Raw genomic sequence first — 19315 nt, 5'->3', positions numbered from 1 at the left:
ATGGCAGGGTCGTGTACATCACGGTTGGTGTGGCGCCGGGGCGGGCTTACACTGAACGAACGTTAAGGGCGACCACGGGGGAAGGCGGTCGTGACCAGACCGGTTCTTCATCACTACGGTATCTCCTCGTTCGCGGAGAAGGTCCGGCTCATGCTCGGCCTGAAGCAGCTTGGCTGGTCGGGCGTCGAAATCCCCTCGACGCTGCCGAAACCGGACCTGATGCCGCTGACGGGCGGCTACCGCAAGACGCCGGTCATGCAGATCGGCGCCGATATCTATTGCGATACCCGGCGGATCGCCGAAGAGCTGGAGCGGCGCTGGCCGGAGCCATCGATCATGGCCGGCGGCCGGGGGCTCGCCAACGTGATGTCCGCTTTCGCCGAGGGGCCGTCATTCTGGACCCTGGCGGTGTACGTGATGGGCGCCAATGCCGATGCCGTGCCCGGGTCCTTTCATCAGGATCGCGCCCGCATGCGGGGCGCGGCAGGCGCCGACATCGAACGGATCAAGGCGTCGGTGCCGCGCCACCTGGAACAGCTTCGGCCGCGGCTGGCCTGGATGGCGGACCTGTTCCGCGACGGCCGCCCGTTCGTTGCCGGCGACCGGCCGGGGCTGGCGGATTTCACACTCTACCATCCGCTCTGGTTCATCCGCATCAACGGCACCGGCGTTGCGCGCGTTCTCGAACCGCATCCGGCGCTGACGGCGTTCATGGACCGGGTCGCGGCGATCGGCCATGGCGAGATGCGGGAGATGAACGCGGAGGCGGCCCTGGACGCCGCGCGTGAAGCGACGCCGGAACCCGCGGCCGGGGTCATGGCCAATGCCGAAGGCTGGTGCGAGGGCGATCCTGTCGAAGTGACGCCGACCGACTATGGCCGCGAGCCGGTCGCCGGCACGCTGAGGGGGTACGGTCCGGAAGGAATTACCCTGGTCCGCGAAGACGACAGGGTGGGCGAGGTGGCGGTGCATTTTCCCAGGGTCGGCTTTGCGATCCGCCGCGCGCGGGCGTTGCGTGACGCAGCGTAGCATTTCATGCAACGATGTGTGGTTTACTACTTGACAGAAAAAGCTACCGATGAGTATATTAACGACCAGAAACTGTGGGGAGGACCCTCTGCCGCGCTCCAGATGCGACGGCTGGTCCGCATCGGCCGATGATGGCCGCAAAGCATTCAGGAACAGGAGCAGATGGTGACAGACAAGAACAAGACACACTATGAGGCCATTGTGATAGGCGCCGGCGTGTGCGGCATCTATCAGATCAAGCGCCTCGCCGAAATGGGCATGGACGCGACCGTGCTGGAGGCCGGGGGCGACCTCGGCGGCACATGGTATTTCAACCGCTATCCGGGCTGCCGTTTCGATTCGGAGAGCTACACCTATGGCTACACGTTCTCGCAGGAACTGCTGGACGAGTGGCACTGGGTCGAGGCCTATTCGCCGCAGCCGGAGAACCTGAAGTATCTGAACTTCGTTGCCGACAAGTTCGACCTGCGCAAGTACATGCAGTTCAACGTCTTCGTGAAGTCGGCGCACTGGGACGAGGCGGAGAACCTCTGGCGTCTTGGCCTTGACGACGGCCGCACCCTGACCACCCGTTTCCTGGTCATGGGCCTCGGTCTGCTGTCGCAGCCGACCATGCCGCGCGTCGAAGGTATCGACGACTTCAAGGGCCAGTCCTTCCACACCTATTACTGGCCGCACGAAGGCGTGGACCTGAAGGGCAAGAAGGTCGGTATCATCGGCACCGGCGCCACCGCCATCCAGGTGATCGGCGAGATCGCCGACAAGGTGGGCGAGCTGACCGTGTTCCAGCGCCGGCCGAACTGGGCCGCGCCGCTGAACAACTACCGGATCGACGACGAGAAGATGGCGGACATCCGCTCGCGCTATGACGAGATCTTCGCCAACTGCGCCAAGTCGCCGGGCGGCTTCGAACATCAGCCCGACCGGCGCGGCTTCTGGGAAGTCACGCGCGAGGAGCGGATCCAGCTCTGGGACCGTCTCTATGACGAGCCGGGCTTCGGCATCTGGCTGCAGAACTTCCGTGAGATCTTCACCGACGAGAAGGCGAACGCGGAGTTCTCCGAGTACATCGCCGACCGTATCCGCCAGCGCGTCGACGACAAGGAACTGGCCGAGAAGCTGATTCCGCGCGATCACGGCTTCGGCGTCCAGCGCGTGCCGCTGGAGACCAACTACTACGAGGCCTACAACCGGGACAATGTGAGCCTGGTCGACCTCTCCGAGACGCCGCTGAAGCGGATCACGGAGAAGGGGATCATGACCTCCGACGACGTCGAGCGCGAGTTCGACATCATCATCTACGGCACGGGCTTCGACGCCATCACCGGCGCCTACGATCACATCGATATCCGTGGCGTCGGCGGCGAACGGCTGAAAGCCAAGTGGGACGAGGCGATCCAGACCTATCTGGGCATGTTCATCCACGGTTTCCCGAACATGTTCCTGCCCGCCGGTCCGCAGTCCGGTTCCGCGTCGACCAACTACCCGCGCGGCATCGAGACCGGCGTGAACTGGGTCAGCGACATGCTGGAATACGTCCAGGAGCGGGGCTACACCCGCGTCGAGGCGAGCGCCGAGGCCGAGAAGGAATGGACCGACCATGTTGTCCAGATGTACTCGGTCATGCTGATGCGGAAGGCCAAGTCCTGGTTCACCGGCTACAACTCGAATGTCGAGGGCCATGAACACGGCAATCCGCGCTATCTGGTCTACAACGGCGGGGCGCCGAAATATGTCCAGCGCATCAGGCAGGTCGCCGGCGCCGGCTACGAGGGCATCGAGATGACCTCCGGCGAGGCCTACGCCGCGGCCCTGAACGCCCAGCGCGTGGGCGACGCCGCCGACTGACGGCACTGCCAATTGCCCTCTGTAGCGTTGCAGACGGCCGGTTCCTTCGGGAGCCGGCCGTTTCGCGTTTCAGCCGACGCGTTGGGACCAGGCGGAATCGTCGGGATGGCGCAGGTGCCAGTCGGTCCGCGCCTGCCAGGCCATGCCGGCGCGCAACGCCGCCGCCTCCTCGAACGGCCGGCCGATCAGCTGGAACGCCAGGGGCAGACCCAGGCGGCTGAAACCGCAGGGCAGGGTGAGCGCCGGCTGTCCGGAAAGTGTGAAGGGCAGGGTGAAGCGGAAGACCTGTCCCTGGTCGAAGAAGTCGCCTGACAGCGCGTGCGTCAGCCTGGCCGGCGGCGCAGGCGCTGGCGTCGGCGGCAGGATCAGCAGATCGACATCCTCGTGCAGCGCGCCCATGCGGCCGATCCAGTTCCTGCGGCAATCGTGGGCCTCGGCCAGTTCGACGCCCGTCAGGCGTTGCCCGATGCGAATGAGTTCCGCGAGGTGTGGGCCATAATCGTCCTCGCGTCCCGGAAACAGCTCGCGGTGCGCGAAGGCGACGTCGGCGTGCAGGATCGCCGCGCCGGCGCGGATCGCCTCTCCGCGGTCGGGGGCATCGACATTTACCCGGACGGCGCCGGCCCGTTCCATTTCCGCCGCCGCTTCCAGAACCGCTTCGGCGAGTTCGGGATCGACCCCGTCGGTGATCCAGCGTTCGTCGACGCCGATCCTGAGTCCCTCGATCCCCCCATCCAGACCGGCAAGATCGTTGCTGACCGAACGCCGTACAGCAGACGGGTCGGCTTCATCGGGTCCGGCGATGACGCGCAGCATCGCCGCGGCGTCTTCGGCGCTCCGCGTCATCGGTCCCACATGGTCCAGCGTCGCCGAAAGCGGGAACACCCCGGCGCGCGAGACCCGGCCATAGGTCGGCTTCAGGCCGGTCACGCCGTTGAAGTGCGACGGCGCGCGTATCGAGCCCGCGGTGTCCGATCCCAGCGCGCCGAAGCAGAGACCGGCGGCCACGGCGACCCCGGAGCCGCTGGACGACGCGCCCGACCAGTAGTCGGGGTTCCAGGGGTTCTTCGGCTGCGGCGTCTCGGGGTGGTGCACCGCGCTGGCGCCCTCCGTCATCACCAGCAGGCCCAGGATCACCGCGCCGGCTTCCTCCAGCCTCCGCACGACCGTCGCATCCGTCTCGGCGACCCGCTCCCGCATCACCCTGGTTCCGGCGGCGGTGCGCACGCCCTTCATGTCGCAGAGCGCCTTGACGGCGACCGGCACGCCGACCATCGGCCCGGCCTCGCCCGAGCGCCAGGCCGTCTCTGCTTGCGACGCCTGCGCCATCGCCCGCTCGGCGGTCACTTCGTCGTAGCTGCGGAGCAGCGGGTCGACCGTCTCGATCCGGTCCAGCATGGCGCGCGTCACCTCGACGGGCGAGACCGCGCCGCTGCGGAAATCGTCGGCAAGTTCCGCCGCCGATTTCCAGTGCATTTCCCCGCTCACAGCCGGATCGCCCCGTCGGCGCGGCGGGGCCGCGGCTGGCGGTGCAGACCGGCGGCCATTTCCTCGGGCGTGAAGCCGATCAGGCCGTGGCGGCCGATGCCATACCGGACCACCGCCGGGTCCGTGGTGTCACGGAAGTCCGGCAGATCGAGCCAGATGCGCAGCAGCAGGCGCTTCTCGGCTTCGGATTCGATCGGCGCGTGGGCCGCGCGCCCGTGCAGGACGGTCAGGTTGTTGCAGAACTGGATGTCGCCCTTCTCGAAGGGGAACTCGAAGCGCGCCTCATGGCCGATCTCGTCGATCAGGTCGAAGATCTCGCGCTCCTCCGCCGTAACCAGGCTTTCGCCATTCGTGGCGGCGCTTTCGATCCAGTTGCGGTTGTAGCGGCAGGAAAGCCGCCCCGCCGCGAGGGAGAACAGCGGCACGCGGTATTCCGAACAGGGCGCTTCCCAGTCGAGCTGCTCGCCCATGCGCGACCAGTGAAAGCCCGCCATCAGCCGCTCCAGCGCCTCGGGCGCGCGTTCCAGCATCGTGTTGTAGATCTGTCCGGCGCTGCCGACCCGGCTGTGCGGCGAATCCGGCGCCTGGCGGACGCAGAACAGCGAGACCACGTCGGTCAGATCGACATGCAGGCGCGACTCCTTCGGCAGACCGACGCCGCGGGTGCCCTGGTTGGGCCGGAGCGCGCCGTCGGTGACGTAGTGGATCAGCGTCGCGTCGCTGTTCTGGGTCAGCGGCTGACCGAGCTGCGCGCAGAGGCCGAAATAGAGCATGTCGAGATCGGCAAGGTCATGGCCGTCGACCGGAAAGCCGTGCATCAACGCGAAGCCGCGCCCGTCGCGCAATTCCGACACGATCCGCCGCATCGTCGCGCCGAGCCCCGGCAGGCGGAAATTGTCGGCCGTCAGATCGGCATAGGCGAGCCCTTGGGCCTTCGCCTTCGCCAGCGCGTCTTCCAGTTCGCGGACATCTGCCGGTTCCAGGCCGAACTCGAAGCTGCGGTCCGCTTCCAGGTCGCGGCCGTGCCAGACGCTCCGGCCGCGGACGGGTTTCAGGTCATGGTTGGTCATCCGACGCCTCCCCAGTCGTCAGGCGGGTGAAACCCGCTGCAGCGTCAGTATAGGAAGTGGGCAGTCACTCCGAAAGACGGCCCGGCGGGCGGCGATGTGCCGTTTGACAGCAGCTTGGCCGGGACGCACGCTTGAACGTGGGGAGATATCTGGCAAGGACAGGGGAGATCCGGCCATGAGCATACCGATCGGGGAATGGGGCGTCAGGCTCTGCGAGAAGGTCGACGACGCGCTGGCCGCCGGCGATCTGGCGGCGGCGCTGCGGCTGGTACAGGATGGCGACGGGGAAACCCGAAGCCTGGCCAAGGAATACGCCATGATGGTGGGTGGTCTCGGGATCACGGTCCGGATCATCGCCGATCTCGCCGTCTCGACCCTGGAACGCCGCCCGGATGCCGAAGCGGCCAGTGGCATGACGGCGCTGATCCTCCGCTTCAGGCAGGACATCGGAAACATGTATGGCGTGAGTGTCGACGCGGCAGACGGCGCGGCGGGGGAGGCGGCGGCGCTGCCCGAGACCTATGCCGCCTGCCTGAAAGCGTTCCACGAGAAGCATGGCGCGCTGGCGCAGGAGATCGTCGCCCGCATCGACGACGGCGATGCAGAGGGCGCCCGCGACGTGCTGCGGCGTCGGGAGACGGATCACTACGTGCCCTTCCACGACCGCATCATCCGCTTCATGGCCGACAGCTTCGCCTGGGCGCTGCGGCATTACGGCGAAGACGAACTGCTCCGCTTCCAGCTCGATCTGGCGGAGGGACAGCGGGCCGGCTTCGAGGCGTGGGAGAAACTGCCTACGGCCGAGTTCGCCCGGATCAGCGCCTTTTTGCTCAAGCAGCACATGAGCCATGTCGCCGTCAGCGAGGAGGCCGACCGCTTCACCATCGAGATGAATCCCTGCGGCAGCGGCGGCCGTCTGCGCCGCTCCGGCGGCTATGCGGGCGAGGGCGGCGATTTGCCCTTCGTCGAGGAAGCCGGGCCGCTCACCTTCGGCCGCGAACGGCTGCCGGTCTACTGCACGCATTGTCCGATCTGGAACGGCTCCGCGACCCTGCGCTGGTTCGGCCGGGCGCAGTGGGTCTTCTCCGATCCGGCGCGCGCCGATGGCGGTTGCACCGTGCATCTCTACAAGCAGGCCGGCTACACGCCGCCCGACTATGCGGCGAAGGTCGCCGTCGAGGAGAAATGAGTTGAGCCGCAGCATCGCGCAGACCGTTACCGCGCACCAGCAGCGCGAGGGAGCGGGCTTCCTGGTCCGCCGGCCCGTGCCCACCAGGGGGCTGGACCAGGTCGACCCGTTCCTGATGCTGGACGAGGTCGGTCCCGTCGACTACGGGCCCGGGAAGGCGCTCGGCGCGCCCGATCATCCGCACCGGGGCTTCGAGACGGTTTCCTACATCCTGCAGGGCGAGAAGCTGCACGAGGATTCGACCGGCAAGACGCAGCTCATCCGCGCCGGCGACGTGCAGTGGATGACCGCCGGCGCCGGCATCGTGCATTCGGAGCTGCCTTCGCCTGAAATGCAGCGGGCGGGCGGCACGGCGCACGGCTTCCAGATCTGGGTCAACCTGCCGGCCCGGGAGAAGTTCGCCGAGCCCGGCTACCAGCATCTCGCCGGCGCCGAGATTCCGCGGGCGGCGAGCCCGGACGGCCGCATCGAAGTGGTGGTCATCGCCGGCGAGGCCTTCGGCGTGGCGGCGAAGATCGGCACGCGTACGCCGATCTGGCTGCAGGACTGGCGCGTCGGAGCCGGCGCGGAGGCGGAAATCGCCATCCCGACGGACTTCAACGCCGCCGCCTATGTCTTCGACGGCGCGGTATCCTTCGGTCCGGAACGCGAAACAGTCGAACGCGGCCAGATGGCCGTCTTCGGGCCGGGAACCTCGCTGACCGTGTCCGGGACCGGCGAGGGCGGGCGTTTCCTGCTGCTGGGCGGCACCCCCATCGGCGAGCCCGTGGCGCGCTACGGTCCCTTCGTCATGAACTCGGAGGAGGAGATCCACGCCGCCGTCCGCGACTACCAGTCCGGCCGCATGGGTGTGATCGAACGCGTCTGACAGTCGCTGCCGCCACCTTGCGCCCGCGCCCGGGAGTCTCGACCTAGGGTCGAAGCTCATCATCCAAACGAGACCGGAGGACGCGCGGCGCGGCCATGGAAGACGAACCGGGGGTGCAAATCGGCCGGCAACTGGATCGCCATCTTGAAGGCGTGACGGCCTTCCTGCCAGATCTGGCAGGGGCTGTTGCCGTCTTCCTGATCATGGTGTTCGTCGGCTGGATCATCGGCCGTGCGCTCGGGTCGCTGGTCCGCCGCCGGGGCGACCGCATTCACGCCAACTTCGTCAGCCGTCTGCCGGTCTGGCTCTTCGCCTTCCTGGGCGTACTGCTGGCCACCGATCTGCTGGGCTGGGAGAATCTGGCCGCCGGTCTGCTCGCCGGCGGCGGGATGACAGCGCTGGCTCTCGGTTTTGCCTTCCGCGGCGTCGGGGAGAATTTCCTCGCCGGATTCTTTCTTGTTTTCTCCCGCCCCTTCCGCATCGGCGACCTCATACAGTCGGGCGACCTGCCGCAAGGCGCGGTGACCGCCGTGGACCTGAGGAATACACATGTCCGCACCGCCGACGGGCGAGACATCTACATACCGAATTCGATCATCTTCAATTCGCCGCTGATCAACTTTACCCGGGACGGGCTGAGGCGGCCGACCTTCACCCTGGGCGTCGACTACCGCGCACCGCTGCCGGAGGTTCGGGCGGCGATCGTCGCCCGGGTGGCCGGACTGGAAGGCGTTCTGGAAACGCCGGAGCCGCGGGTGACGATCGCCAGCTATGAGGCCACCCATGTCATGCTGGAGATCTGGGTCTGGATCGACACCTTCCGCGGCACGGACTTCGCCCTCATACGCACTGCCGCGATGGAGGCGGCGCGCTCGGCCGTGCTGGACAATGGCTGGAAGCTGAGCGCCGACGTCTCGAGCGCGGTCGAACTGGTGGACGGCCGCGCGTCGGAAAGTGGCCGCTGAGCCGCCCGTCACGCGCGGGCCGCCATGCTGCGCGTGTGCGGCCCTTGCGGGCGTCCTCGGCCCCCTTCATTAATCCGGGGCGACGCGGACGGCGGAGGAGGCCGTTCGGCAACTGCGATCCAAGGGGAGGACGGCAATGGCCGATGGCGAAACCGGCGACGAGAATGTAGGCAGCGTGACCGGCGTGTTCCGGGAGCGGCGGCGGAAGATCCGCGAAGAGATGGGCGGCGCCGAGCGCATCGCGCGGCTGCATGATCGCGGCGCTTTGACCGCACGCGAGCGTATCGACCGCTTTCTCGATCCCGACAGCTTCATCGAACTCGGCACCTTCGCCCGTTCCGAGCGGCCCGAGGACGCCGCGAACTCGCCCGGCGACGGCAAGATCGGCGGCTATGGCACGGTCGATGGCCGCACCGTCTGGGTCGGTGGCGATGACCTGACCGTCAAGCGCGGTTCCAGTTCGGTGGTCGGCAGCCGCAAGAAGACGCGCATGCTGCAGCAGGCCGTGGAGCACGGCCATCCCTTCGTTTTCTTCGCCGAGACCGGCGGCGCGCGCATTCCCGACACGCTGGGCTCGGAGGGCTTCGTGAAGGTCACGCCCAGCGTCGAGACCCACCGCCGCAACCGCTCGATTCCGCTGGCCACGGCGATCCTGGGCAACTGCTTCGGCGGGGGCACATTCCAGGGGGCCTTCTCCGACTTCGTCGTGCAGCTGAGGGGTTCCTGCATGGCGGTAACCAGCCCGCGCGTGGTGGAGATCGCCACGGGCGAGAAGATCAGCTTCGAGGCGCTGGGCGGTACCGAGGTGCACGAGAAGGTCACCGGCATGATCGACCGGGTCGCGGAAACCGAGGACGAGGCTTTCCAGCTGATCCGGGATTTTCTCTCCTACCTGCCGTCGAACGCCTGGGAACTGCCGCCCGAGCATGACTGGCCCGGCCTCGCGGATGTCGACGAGACGATCTATGACCTGGTGCCCATGCGGCGCACGCGCGCCTACGACATGCGCCGGGTGCTGCGCTACCTGGCGGACGACGACCGGATCTTCGAGCTGAAACCCCGCTTCGGCGGCAGCATCATCACGGCTCTGTCGCGGATGGGCGGACGGACGGTGGGCTTCGTCGCCTCCCAGCCACTGCACTACGCCGGCGCGCTCTCACCGGGCGCGTGCGACAAGATCACGGCCTTCATCTGCCTCTGCGACGCCTTCAACATCCCGCTCGTCTTCCTGCAGGACGTCCCTGGATTCATGGTCGGTTCGAAGGTGGAGCACGACCGGTTGCTCAGCCGCGCCATCATGATGGTGGAGGCGCTGTCGATCTGCCGGGTGCCGCGTATCTCGCTGGTCTTCCGCAAGGCCTTCGGGCTGGCTTACTTCGCCATGGGCGGCACCAACATGGGCTCCGACGTGGTCGCGGCCTGGCCGTCGGCCGAGCTCTCCTTCATGGACCCGGACGTCGGCGTCAATGTCGTGCACGGCGGGCGGCTGGAACAGGCCGAGGACGCGGCGGCGGAGCGTGCGGCTCTGATCGAGCAGTGGACGGAGGATACCGACCCCTATGACGGCGCCGGCATTCTCGGCGTCGACGAGATTGTCGACCCGGCCGAGACCAAGCGCTGGCTGCAGTCGCAGATCCGCCGACTGCGCGTGAAGCCGAAGCCCTGGGGGCAGCCCAACCCGCTGGCCTACTGGCCAACCTGCTACTGAGCGATCGCCGCACCTAGTCAGTCTCGTCGGTACGGCCGCGCAGGTAGCAGATCCAGTAGACGCCAGCGACGAGCAGGCCGCCGCCGGCGATGTTGCCCAGCGTCACGGGAACGAGGTTGCCGAGCAGGCCGGCAAGATCGAACTCGCCGCCCGCCAGCATCCCGGCCGGGATCAGGTACATGTTGGCGACCGAATGCTCGAAGCCGAGCGCCACGAAGGCGGTGATCGGGGGCACGATCACCAGCACCTTGCCGGCGACGTCGCGGGCGGCGAAGCAGAGCCATACGGCGAGACAGACCAGCACGTTGCAGAGTACGCCGCGGGCGAAGGCCTCGAGGGGGGACAGGGACAGCTTGGCGGCGGCGATCGCCGCCGCGGTGTCGCCGACCGCGCCGCCGGCCATGTCGTGGGTTCCGGCGAGCCAGACGAGGCCAAGAGTGCCCAGCGCCCCGGCCAGGTTGGCTGGATAGACCAGCGCCCAGTTGCGCAGCAGACGCGCCGTGCTCACCTGCCGCGCCGCCCAGGCCATGACCATCAGGCTGTTGCCCGTGAACAGCTCCGCGCCGCCGACGACCACCAGGATCAGGCCCAGCGAGAAAGCCGCGCCGCCGAGCAGCCGCGCGGGCCCGAACCCCAGCGGCGAGCCTGTCATGACGATGGTGTAGAGGACCGCGCCGAAGGCTATGAACGCTCCCGCCAGCACGCCCAGGGTGAGGACGGAGACGGCGGGGAGCCTGGCTTTGGCGACACCGACAGTGCGGACGCGCACGGCCATCTCGGCCGGCGTATAGGCGTCCATGGGGTTGCCGGTTCCGTTCGGCATTGGCGCGGTCAACGCGCCGCTACTTCTTCAACTGGTATTCGCGCGTGGTTTGCTTGAAGAAGACCGTCACCGGCCGACCCCAGTCATAGGGCAGGTCGACCAGTTCGCCCGGCGTTGTGCCCCTCACGCCCAGCTCCAGCGCGTCGATCAGGATCCGGCGTTGCTGGGCCCGGTCCTCGGGCCGGCCGAAGGCGTTGCCCATGGGAAAATTGACGAAGACCGTGCGCGGTGGCTTCACCTGCGCCGAGAGATCGCGACCGGTGGAGACGCAGACCGTCGGAATACCGGCTTCCTCGATCGTGCGCGCCACCAGCCCGGCGGTCTGATGGTCCAGCGGGCAGGCCGGCACCAGGATCAGCAGATCGACGCCGTCCTCTTTCAGTTCGTCGGCGAGCCAGGCGGCCTTTTCCAGTGTCGCCTGGCGCTTGTAGATGCGGCCCATGAAGCCGCTCCAGAGCCGGGGCGCAACGCTGCCGATGACGCCATCCGCCGCCAGTTCCCTCAGCCGCTCGATGGGGAACTGGCAATTGATATCGGCGTTGGCGTCCGTGTGGTCGTAATAATTGTCGTTGATCTCGAAGCCGTCCGCCGGCCAGTCCGACGGCACTGCGTCAAGCCGCAGGTCGTTGCGCGCGTCCGGGTCGAAACCGGGCTCCCCGCGGCACGAAGCGCCCGAGGTGGTGAGCATGGAAACGCGGCACGCGCCGAGCGGCTTTTCCAGCGGCGTCAGCGGCGCATCTTCGTTGATGGTCCACTGGTACGGCGGAAAGCCCAGCGACTGGTACTTCTCGTTCAGACGGTCGACATATCGGACGGCTTCCATGGCCTCCTCCCCCCAAAGGCTGTTCTGCAGAATGCAGTCTAGCGCGCCCGGCCCGGGGCCGGAACCGCCAGCCGTCATACCGGCCGCGCCAGTTCCAGCGCCTCGCCTTCCAGATCGCGGATCAGGCGGATCAGAGCGTCGGGCACCGGCACGGTCTTGTGGGTCGACTGGTTCGTGTTGACCCAGATGTTTTCGCCCGCGGCGCGGGGTTCGGTCTCGCCCTTGCCGAAGATGCCGAGTTCGAACACCAGCGATGACCGCCCGATCCGCGGCACGCGGACGCCAACCTCGATCTCCTCGTCGAAGCGGATCGGCGCCCTGTACTCCAGCGTCGTCTTGACAATGTGGAAGTCGTCGCCCGTGCGTTTGACCTCGGCCTCGTAGTCATAGCCCAGATGCCGCAGATACTCGGTGATCGCGGTGTCGAAATAGGTCAGGTAATGAGCGTTGAAGACGATGCCCTGGCCGTCGATCTCCGCATAGCGGACGCGGAACGGGTGGGCGAAACGGAACGCATTGCGCTGGCTCATCTGCGGTCTCCCTTCGCGGTCTCGCCGGGCAGTTCGAAGGGCGTCGGATCGATGAAGCGGCGCAGCACGTTGGTCGTGATGCGGGCCACGTTGTTGTTCCAGTTCTCGTGGCCCAGGCTGCCCGCCCAGCTGATCGATCCGGTGGAGAACACCGCGCCGCCGTTCGGACATTCGAAGAAGGTGAGATCGGCACGTACCTTCGGGTCGTCGAACCAGGGAATGGTCGACAGGAACTCTTCCTTGGTGCGCAGCATCTGTTCGCCGTGGTCCTCTGAGGTCGCGACCACCAGGGCATGCCGCGGCGAACCCAGGCGGACGTCGTGGCGGTCGATCTCCTCGCCGGCCGCGCCGCCGCCGACGGTGCCGAAATCGCCGATGACCTCGTCGGTGACACCGGCCATGATGAATGCCGCTCGCGGGTCGTCGGCCTCCGGCCGTCGGCGGTAATAGGTGCTCCGCTCGAAGCCCTGGGCGGCGAAGCCGACGCCCGCCAGCCGGTTGGGCGGGCGGCCCTGCCGCCGCCAGAGCCCGCCATATTCGCCGTTGAAGGCGTGGTAGTACTCGCCGGGCTCGGCGATCCAGGCGCGGGTGCCGTCCTCGGCGCGGCGGACTTCCAGCACGCCCGGCAGGTCGTCGCGGAAGGCCACGCGCCAGTAGAAGCCGTTGCCGCCCATGTACATCAGCCGCCCGCCCTGGCCGGTGAAGGTCTCCAGCGCATCGAGCATTGCGGTCGAGTGGTACTCCGGATGCGAGCCGGTGATAACGCAGCGATAGGGCGCCAGCAGGGCGGCGCCATGCTGGTGAAGGTCCTCGTCGGTGACGATGTCGAAGGGTTCGCCGACATGGTCGAGCAAGGCGAGGATGTTGCAGTCCGCCGGCAGGCCCCAGGGGCGGTTGTCGCCTGGCTTCATGTTGGTCACCGGCCTGAGCCGGGAAGAGTACTGTACGCCGGAGCGGTCGCTGTGCAGGTCGTAGGTCGAGCCGCTCAGTTCCGGATGGGCGCCGAGGAAGGCGTCATTGACGCATTTCGGCCGTCCGTCGCCGAAGATGGGATTGGCCTTCAGGCGCAGGCGGTAGTTGGCGTAGGCGAGGTAAGAGGCCGTCGGCATCAGGAAGACCGCGGGCGCCGTCGCAGTGCCGACCGGAGGACGGACGACGAAGGGAATGCGGTCGACGTCGCCGCCATGGCGCAGGCGCACCGCGTAGAGCCCGCTCGGCAGGTCCGCCGGTACGGTGAAGGAGAAATCCTGCTCCCAGCCCGCGTCGTAGAGGTCGTCGTCGTGGAAGTGCACGGCGCCGTAGTGCCCGGGCTTCTCGCGCCAGTCGTGGGCTTCGCCGGTCCAGTTGAAGCCGGTCGACGCCCGGGCGGGCAGGTTGATGAGCCGGCCGTGCCGGCCCCCCGGGCCGAGGTCGGTGATACGGTCCGTCCGGATGTCGCAGCTGAAGTCCCAGCATCCAATCAGGTCACCGCGGAGGGATTCGTCCGGACCGGCGGCCATGAGGCGATCCACATCCGTCTGGTCGAGCGCGCGCGCGGCGATGCGCGGTCGGTCGATCTTGCCGTTGTAGTGATCGACCGGACCCTCGGCGCCGGCGCTGGCGGCGAACATGACCGGGGCCTCGCCCGCATCGGGCCGCAGGCCTTGCTCCAGCGTCGCTTGCGCCTCGGCGGCCCCGGCGGCCACGCTCTGGCCCGGTGAAAGGCCGTCCGGCTGCTGGCTCAGGCGGACCTCTCCGGTTCCCGCGTCGTAGCTGGCCGAGACGCGGTACCACTGGCGCTGGAGGACCGGTGTGCCGGTAGAGATCATTCGGCCGCCGCCTTTGCCGTCGGCGATTTCCAGCGCCAGCGCCCCGTCGGCGTCGAGCAGCAGGCGGAACCCGGCACGGCGGTCCGCATCCCAGCAGCCGAGGATCGATTGCGGCCGGCCGCCCGGCAGGGTCGGCCAGATCCATGCGGCGACGGTCAGCCCGTCCATGGGGCCGATGGGGGCGCCGGATTCGACGACACCAGATGAACCTGGCCGGAGCGGCTGATTCCGGCCGGGATAGGTTCCGGCGAAATCGGCCGCCAGCACATCCTCGATCACGCCCACGCTGGCGTCGCTGAAATCATCGCCGGCGCGCACATGCACCAGTTCGGCCTCGTAGTCGCCCGGCGCGTAGGTCGAGACCATGAATCCGATGGTCTCGCCCGGCGTTGCCGAAAACGGATTGCAGTAGCCGGTAATCGTCTTCTCGCGCATTCCCTGTCTCCCCGAATGCGATTTCTCCCCGCGCACGATCCTAGCGGCCCCGCTAGACTGGCGCGAGTGGGAGAGAACGGACATGGAGGGGAGCCATGGAATGGGGCATTCATCTGCCGCATCTGGGGCGGAACGTGGACCGGCGGACACTGATCGGGTTTGCACGCGAAGCGGAGCGGCTGGGCTGCCATTCGGCTTGGGTCAGCGACCACATCTGCTGGCCGGCCGAGTTCGCGTCGAAATATCCGTATACCAGTGACGGCTCGTTCGGCCCGTCGCCGGACATGAGCTGGCTGGACGCCATGAGCACGCTGACCTTCGTCGCGGCCTGTACGGAGAAGATCCGGCTGGGCACCACGGTGCTGATCCTGCCCTACCGTCCGCCGGTACAGACCGCCAAGCAGATCGCGAGCCTGGACGTGCTGTCGGAAGGCCGCGTGATCCTGGGCGCCGGCGTCGGCTGGATGGCTGAGGAGGCTGCCGTGCTGGGCATGCCCTGGGACGCCCGCGGGCGGCGGACGGACGAGCAACTCGAGATATTCCGGACGCTGTTCGAAGATGCCGCCCCTTCGTTCGAGGGCGAGTTCTACCGTTTCCCGGAAGTGGGATTCGAACCGAAGCCGGTCCAGAAGCCGCTGCCCATCTGGATTGGCGGCTCCAGCGCGCCCGCGTTCCGCCGTGTCGCCCGCTATGGCCACGCCTTCCATGCCGCCTTTCAGCCGCGGACGGTTGTGGCCGACGAGTGGCGGCAGTGCCGCGAAGCTTGCGAGGCGATCGGGCGTGACCCGGATGAACTGACGCTTTCGCTGCGCGTCTTCCTGGATCCGGCGAAGGCGATGGACCCGGAGAAGTCCATCGCCGGCTCGCCGGAAGAGATGCTGGAGACCATCGGCGCCCTGGCGGAGGTGGGCGTGACCCACATCCTGCTCGATCCGGTCGCCCGCGGCGGGGTGGAGGCTCGGCTGGACGCGCTCCGCGCCTTCATGGAGGACGTCGCGCCGCACGCCTAGCGGTCGGTCGGCGGCTCGTCCCCTTCGGCATCGCTGCGGTGCCGGCGGCGCAATTGCCAGGCGCGTATGCCGCCCGCTGCCAACAGGACGAGAACGGTCGTCGTGATGATCGGGTTGACCGCGGCGAAGAGGCCGAGCGCGATGACGCCTCCGGCGAGGGCCGCCAGCAGCACCACGGCGCAGCCGCCCAGAACGATGCCGCCGCCGATGCATCCCGCCATGCCGGTGCCCTCGCCATCCGCCATCTTCATGCCTCCGTGGCTTCGACTGCCGCCGATCCGATCTTTACCGGCGTGCTGATCCGGGCAACAGGGTCGATTCCTGATGATGCCCGGTGTGATGCCGGCTTGTTTCCTGCGCGGTCCTGCATGGCGTAGACTGCATGGAACAACCGGCCGCAAGGGCCCGGGAGCATGCAATGGCGGATGCGGACAGCAAGCGGAAGGCAGGTGCGCGTCGCCAGCGGGGTGATTCGCTGCGCAGCATGCTGCTTGTCGCCTTCTTCCTGGTCGCTGTCATCCCCGTCGGCCTCCTGGCCTTCTGGACGCAGCGGTCGGCCTACGAGAAGGAACTCGACGAGGTCAGCGAGCGCCATCTGCTGCTGGCGAAGAACCTGTCGCATGCACTGGACCGCTACGCCCGCGACGTGGAGGCGGTGTTCCAGCTCTCGATCGCGGCGATGGACGGCGGCACGACCATCGACGGCGGCGTCGCCCGCCTGCTGGTGGAGATGGGTTTCGAGCATGACTGCATCGTCGACGAGACGGGCCGGCCCATCAGCATCATCCTCAATATCGAGGACCGCGAGGGCTACTACACGCCGGCGGAAATGAGCGAACTGCAGGCGGCCGCGAAGGCGGCGGACGGCGACGTGGTCTTCACCGGCGTCAGGGCCAACTGGGCGGGCCAGCCGAAGCTGGTGGTGGTGCGGCAACTCGACGATGGCCGCACTGCGCTTGGCGTCCTGGGCATGAATTACCTTCTGCGGCTCCAGAAGGAGATCGCCTTCGGCGAACGTGGCCACTCCGCCATCGTCGACCAGTTCGGCCGCGTTCTGGCGCATCCGAACGAGTCCTGGCGGCTGGAAATGAAGGACATATCGGCCATTCTGCCGGTGGCCCGGATGGTCGCCGGAGAAACCGGGGTCGAGACCTTCTATTCGCCGGCCATGGAGGCCGACATGATCGCCGGCTTCACCAGCGTCGACAGGACGGGCTGGGGCGTGATGGTGCCGCAGCCGATCCGGGAACTGGAGCGCCACGCCAACCAGGTTCAGATGGCCTCGCTGCTGATCGGCGCGCTGGGTCTGCTGGTGGCGCTGGCGCTGGCCTGGGTGCTGGCGCGGCATCTGGCGCGACCCATCGAGACGGTGGCGGCGGTGGCGCGCGAGGTCGAAGGCGGCAATGCCGAGGCCCGGGTCGATGGCCTGCCGCAGCCGACGCCGCGGGAGATCCGGTCGTTGTCGGAAGCGTTCAACCGCATGCTCGGCGAAATGCAGCAGTCGGGCGAGCAACTGCGCATCAAGGCGTACGAGGCCGATCAGGCCAGCCGCGCCAAGAGCCGCTTTCTCGCCAATATGAGCCACGAATTGCGCACGCCGCTCAGCGCCATTATCGGCTTCGCCGACATCATGGCCGACCGGCTGCTGGGTCCGGTCGGCCATGACGGCGCCTATGACGAACACGCGCGCGCGATCAGGGACGCAGGACGGCACCTGCTGCAGCTCGTCGATCAGATCCTGCTGCTGACCCGTTCGGAGGCGGGCCAGCTGGAGCTGCATCTGGAGGATACCGACGTCGCCGAAAGCATCGGCTTCGCCATCGCGATGGTTGCGCCGATGGCGAAGGACAGGGGCGTCGAACTGGTGGACGAGACCGCTGGCACGCTGCCGGCCCTGTGGTCCGATTCCGGCAAGCTGCGTCAGGTGATCATCAACCTGCTGTCCAACGCAGTGAAGTTCACGGAGGCCGGTGGCCGGGTCCGCGTGAAGGCCGCGCCGGGCGGCGGCGACTGGCCGGTGGAGATATCGATCGCCGACACCGGCATCGGCATCGCCTCCGACGACATGGAGAAGGTGCTCTCGCCCTTCGGCCAGGCCGCCGACAGCTATGACCGCCGCCATGGCGGTATGGGACTGGGGCTGCCGCTCACCCGGGAACTCGTGGCGCTGCTCGGCGGTGAATTCGAACTCCGCTCCCGCCCCGGGGAAGGGACTGTGGCCCTGGTCCGCCTGCCGCTCACCGTGCCGACGGACACCGCCGGCGATGGACGGGCGGCGTCCAGCGCGGCTGGCTAGGCCGCGCGGCGCAGTTCCGTCGGCTGGTTCTCGATGAAAGCGGCGTGGAGCGCCTTGATGGCCGGCTGCAGGGCGTCGCGTTCGAAGATGAACTGGACATCGACATTGCGCGGGCCCTGGCTTGCGCCCACCGCCTCCAGATCCGCACCGGCGATCGCCTGCAGACCCCGGGTGAGCACGGACAGGCCGTTCAGGTCCCGACCGATGACCGCGGCCATCGCCATCGGCCGTGCCGAAATGCTGGCGGCGGGGTAGAGCCCCTGAAGGTCGCGCTCCACGCGGCGCATGGTCTTCAGCGAGGAATCCAGATAGTGCGTGATGGTGTTGGCGTTCGACACCTTGGAGACGATGCGGACATTGTGGCGCTTGAGCACGTCGAGGATCGCCGCGTCGTAGCCCTTCACGCCGACCATGTCCTGCTCGAACAGTTCCAGGGTGATGATGTCGAGGCCGGTGACGATTTCGACCGCGGCCGTCTCCGCCGGCTGATCGTCGATCAGCGTCCCCGGATCGCCCGGTTCGAAGGCGTTGGTCACGCGCAGCGGCACGTCCGCCTGGCGCAGCGTCTTCGCCGCCTTCGGGTGGATCGCTTCCATACCCATGTTGGAAAGCTGGTCGGCCACATCGTAGTTGGTCCGGCCCAGCTTGCGCACCGCGTCCTGGCCGACAATGTTCGGGTCGGCCGAGGAGAGATGGAACTCCTTGTGGATGATCGCCTCGCGCGCGCCGGTCAGCGCGGCGATGCGGGAGAACGTGACCTCCGAGTAGCCCCGGTCGAACTCCTTCATCAGGCCGTCGACGCACTGCGCGTAGCCGGTGACGATGGGCATCTCCGACATCGGGTCGACGCCTTCCATCGCCGAGGTGATCCGCTCGTCCAGGCTGACGTCGCCGTCGTCGCGCCAGCCGGTCAGATCGACGCGGCGTGCGTTCAGGCCGGCGCGCTGCAGCATCAGCGTGGTGACGAAGGCCGAATGCGCCTCGCCCAGGCCGGAAAGCAGTTCGCGGATCTGCAGCATGTGCTCCGCCAGGCGGAAATGGCCATAGGCGCAGAGCCGGTGCAGGTCGATCAGGCAGTTGCGTGCGCCTTCGATGCGGTCGCGCACGAACTCGTCGGCCCGTTCGACGTCGCCTGCGTGGGACAGAACCTCCCGGTGCGCCGACCGCATCGCCTCGGCCACCCGGTCCAGAGCCTCGTGCCAGCCATGGTCGTTGTCGGCGTTGGCGAACCGCGCATAGACGCCCTGCTCGCCGGTCTTCTTGTGCTCCAGCAGCAGGTTGGTGATGCCGCCGAAGGCGGAGACCACAAAGACACGGCCATAGGGATCGTCGCCGCCCGAAAGGAACAGCGGTTCGAGCAATTCGTTGAGGCGGGACATGGACGTCCCGCCGATCTTCTCGACTGTATGTGACATGGTACTACTC

Annotated in this window: 16 protein-coding genes; 8 read left to right on the top strand and 8 right to left on the bottom strand. The window is 67.7% G+C overall.

Going from position 1 to position 19315, the window contains the following annotated elements; translation table 11 throughout:
• Positions 1 to 90 precede the first annotated feature (90 nt).
• Entirely contained in the window at positions 91 to 1029 is a 939-nt protein-coding gene (locus TEF_14850; GenBank protein ID ANK81932.1) for a hypothetical protein, read from the top strand.
• A 162-nt stretch (positions 1030 to 1191) separates the two neighbouring features.
• Complete coding sequence (locus TEF_14845; GenBank protein ANK81931.1) at positions 1192 to 2877, top strand: cyclohexanone monooxygenase; 1686 nt, start codon at positions 1192 to 1194, stop codon at positions 2875 to 2877.
• Between the two features lie 69 nt (positions 2878 to 2946).
• On the opposite strand, the gene TEF_14840 is transcribed toward TEF_14845, so the two are convergent.
• Together TEF_14840 and TEF_14835 are read right to left on the bottom strand one after the other, a co-directional pair.
• Entirely contained in the window at positions 2947 to 4353 is a 1407-nt protein-coding gene (locus TEF_14840) for a hypothetical protein (GenBank protein ANK81930.1), read from the bottom strand.
• Positions 4354 to 4361: 8 nt separating this feature from the next.
• Positions 4362 to 5435 (bottom strand): hypothetical protein, encoded by a 1074-nt coding sequence (locus TEF_14835; GenBank protein ID ANK81929.1) that lies wholly within the window; start codon positions 5433 to 5435, stop codon positions 4362 to 4364.
• 175 nt (positions 5436 to 5610) lie between these two features.
• Between TEF_14835 and TEF_14830 the strand changes: the two genes are divergently transcribed.
• The 4 genes from TEF_14830 (at position 5611) to TEF_14815 (ending at position 10165) form a co-directional block, all read left to right on the top strand.
• Positions 5611 to 6624 (top strand): hypothetical protein, encoded by a 1014-nt coding sequence (locus tag TEF_14830; protein ID ANK81928.1) that lies wholly within the window; start codon positions 5611 to 5613, stop codon positions 6622 to 6624.
• Positions 6593 to 7492 carry a pirin gene (locus TEF_14825; protein ANK81927.1) on the top strand — a complete coding sequence of 300 codons (900 nt, stop codon included), beginning with the start codon at positions 6593 to 6595 and terminating at the stop codon, positions 7490 to 7492. The genes TEF_14830 and TEF_14825 overlap by 32 nt, the downstream gene beginning before the upstream one ends.
• Positions 7493 to 7587: 95 nt before the next feature.
• On the top strand, positions 7588 to 8457 hold the full coding sequence (locus TEF_14820) for a hypothetical protein (GenBank protein ANK81926.1): 870 nt from the start codon (positions 7588 to 7590) through the stop codon (positions 8455 to 8457).
• A 136-nt stretch (positions 8458 to 8593) separates the two neighbouring features.
• Positions 8594 to 10165 (top strand): hypothetical protein, encoded by a 1572-nt coding sequence (locus TEF_14815; GenBank protein ID ANK81925.1) that lies wholly within the window; start codon positions 8594 to 8596, stop codon positions 10163 to 10165.
• A 13-nt stretch (positions 10166 to 10178) separates the two neighbouring features.
• On the opposite strand, the gene TEF_14810 is transcribed toward TEF_14815, so the two are convergent.
• From TEF_14810 to TEF_14795, 4 genes are all read right to left on the bottom strand, one after another.
• On the bottom strand, positions 10179 to 10988 hold the full coding sequence (locus TEF_14810) for a formate transporter FocA (GenBank protein ANK81924.1): 810 nt from the start codon (positions 10986 to 10988) through the stop codon (positions 10179 to 10181).
• Positions 10989 to 11007: 19 nt separating this feature from the next.
• Positions 11008 to 11811, bottom strand: a complete 804-nt coding sequence (locus TEF_14805) for a hypothetical protein (protein ANK81923.1) — start codon at positions 11809 to 11811, stop codon at positions 11008 to 11010.
• Positions 11812 to 11885: 74 nt separating this feature from the next.
• Positions 11886 to 12341 (bottom strand): thioesterase, encoded by a 456-nt coding sequence (locus tag TEF_14800; GenBank protein ANK81922.1) that lies wholly within the window; start codon positions 12339 to 12341, stop codon positions 11886 to 11888.
• On the bottom strand, positions 12338 to 14584 hold the full coding sequence (locus TEF_14795) for a hypothetical protein (GenBank protein ANK81921.1): 2247 nt from the start codon (positions 14582 to 14584) through the stop codon (positions 12338 to 12340). Before TEF_14795 ends, TEF_14800 begins: the two co-directional genes overlap by 4 nt.
• Before the next feature lie 95 nt (positions 14585 to 14679).
• Here TEF_14795 and TEF_14790 point away from each other — a divergent pair, with 95 nt between their 5' ends.
• Positions 14680 to 15594, top strand: coding sequence for a hypothetical protein (locus TEF_14790; GenBank protein ID ANK81920.1), 915 nt, complete (start codon positions 14680 to 14682; stop codon positions 15592 to 15594).
• On the opposite strand, the gene TEF_14785 is transcribed toward TEF_14790, so the two are convergent.
• Positions 15591 to 15845 (bottom strand): hypothetical protein, encoded by a 255-nt coding sequence (locus tag TEF_14785; GenBank protein ID ANK81919.1) that lies wholly within the window; start codon positions 15843 to 15845, stop codon positions 15591 to 15593. The genes TEF_14790 and TEF_14785 overlap by 4 nt on opposite strands.
• A 167-nt stretch (positions 15846 to 16012) precedes the next feature.
• Between TEF_14785 and TEF_14780 the strand changes: the two genes are divergently transcribed.
• Complete coding sequence (locus TEF_14780; GenBank protein ANK81918.1) at positions 16013 to 17890, top strand: hypothetical protein; 1878 nt, start codon at positions 16013 to 16015, stop codon at positions 17888 to 17890.
• On the opposite strand, the gene TEF_14775 is transcribed toward TEF_14780, so the two are convergent.
• Positions 17887 to 19305 (bottom strand): aspartate kinase, encoded by a 1419-nt coding sequence (locus TEF_14775; GenBank protein ANK81917.1) that lies wholly within the window; start codon positions 19303 to 19305, stop codon positions 17887 to 17889. The two genes, TEF_14780 and TEF_14775, sit on opposite strands and share 4 nt — an antisense overlap.
• Positions 19306 to 19315 lie beyond the last annotated feature (10 nt).

Source organism: Rhizobiales bacterium NRL2 (assembly GCA_001664005.1).
Classification (GTDB): domain Bacteria; phylum Pseudomonadota; class Alphaproteobacteria; order Minwuiales; family Minwuiaceae; genus Minwuia.
Note: the sequence above shows the minus strand (reverse complement) of the source record. Positions and strands in the feature narration are given on the sequence as shown.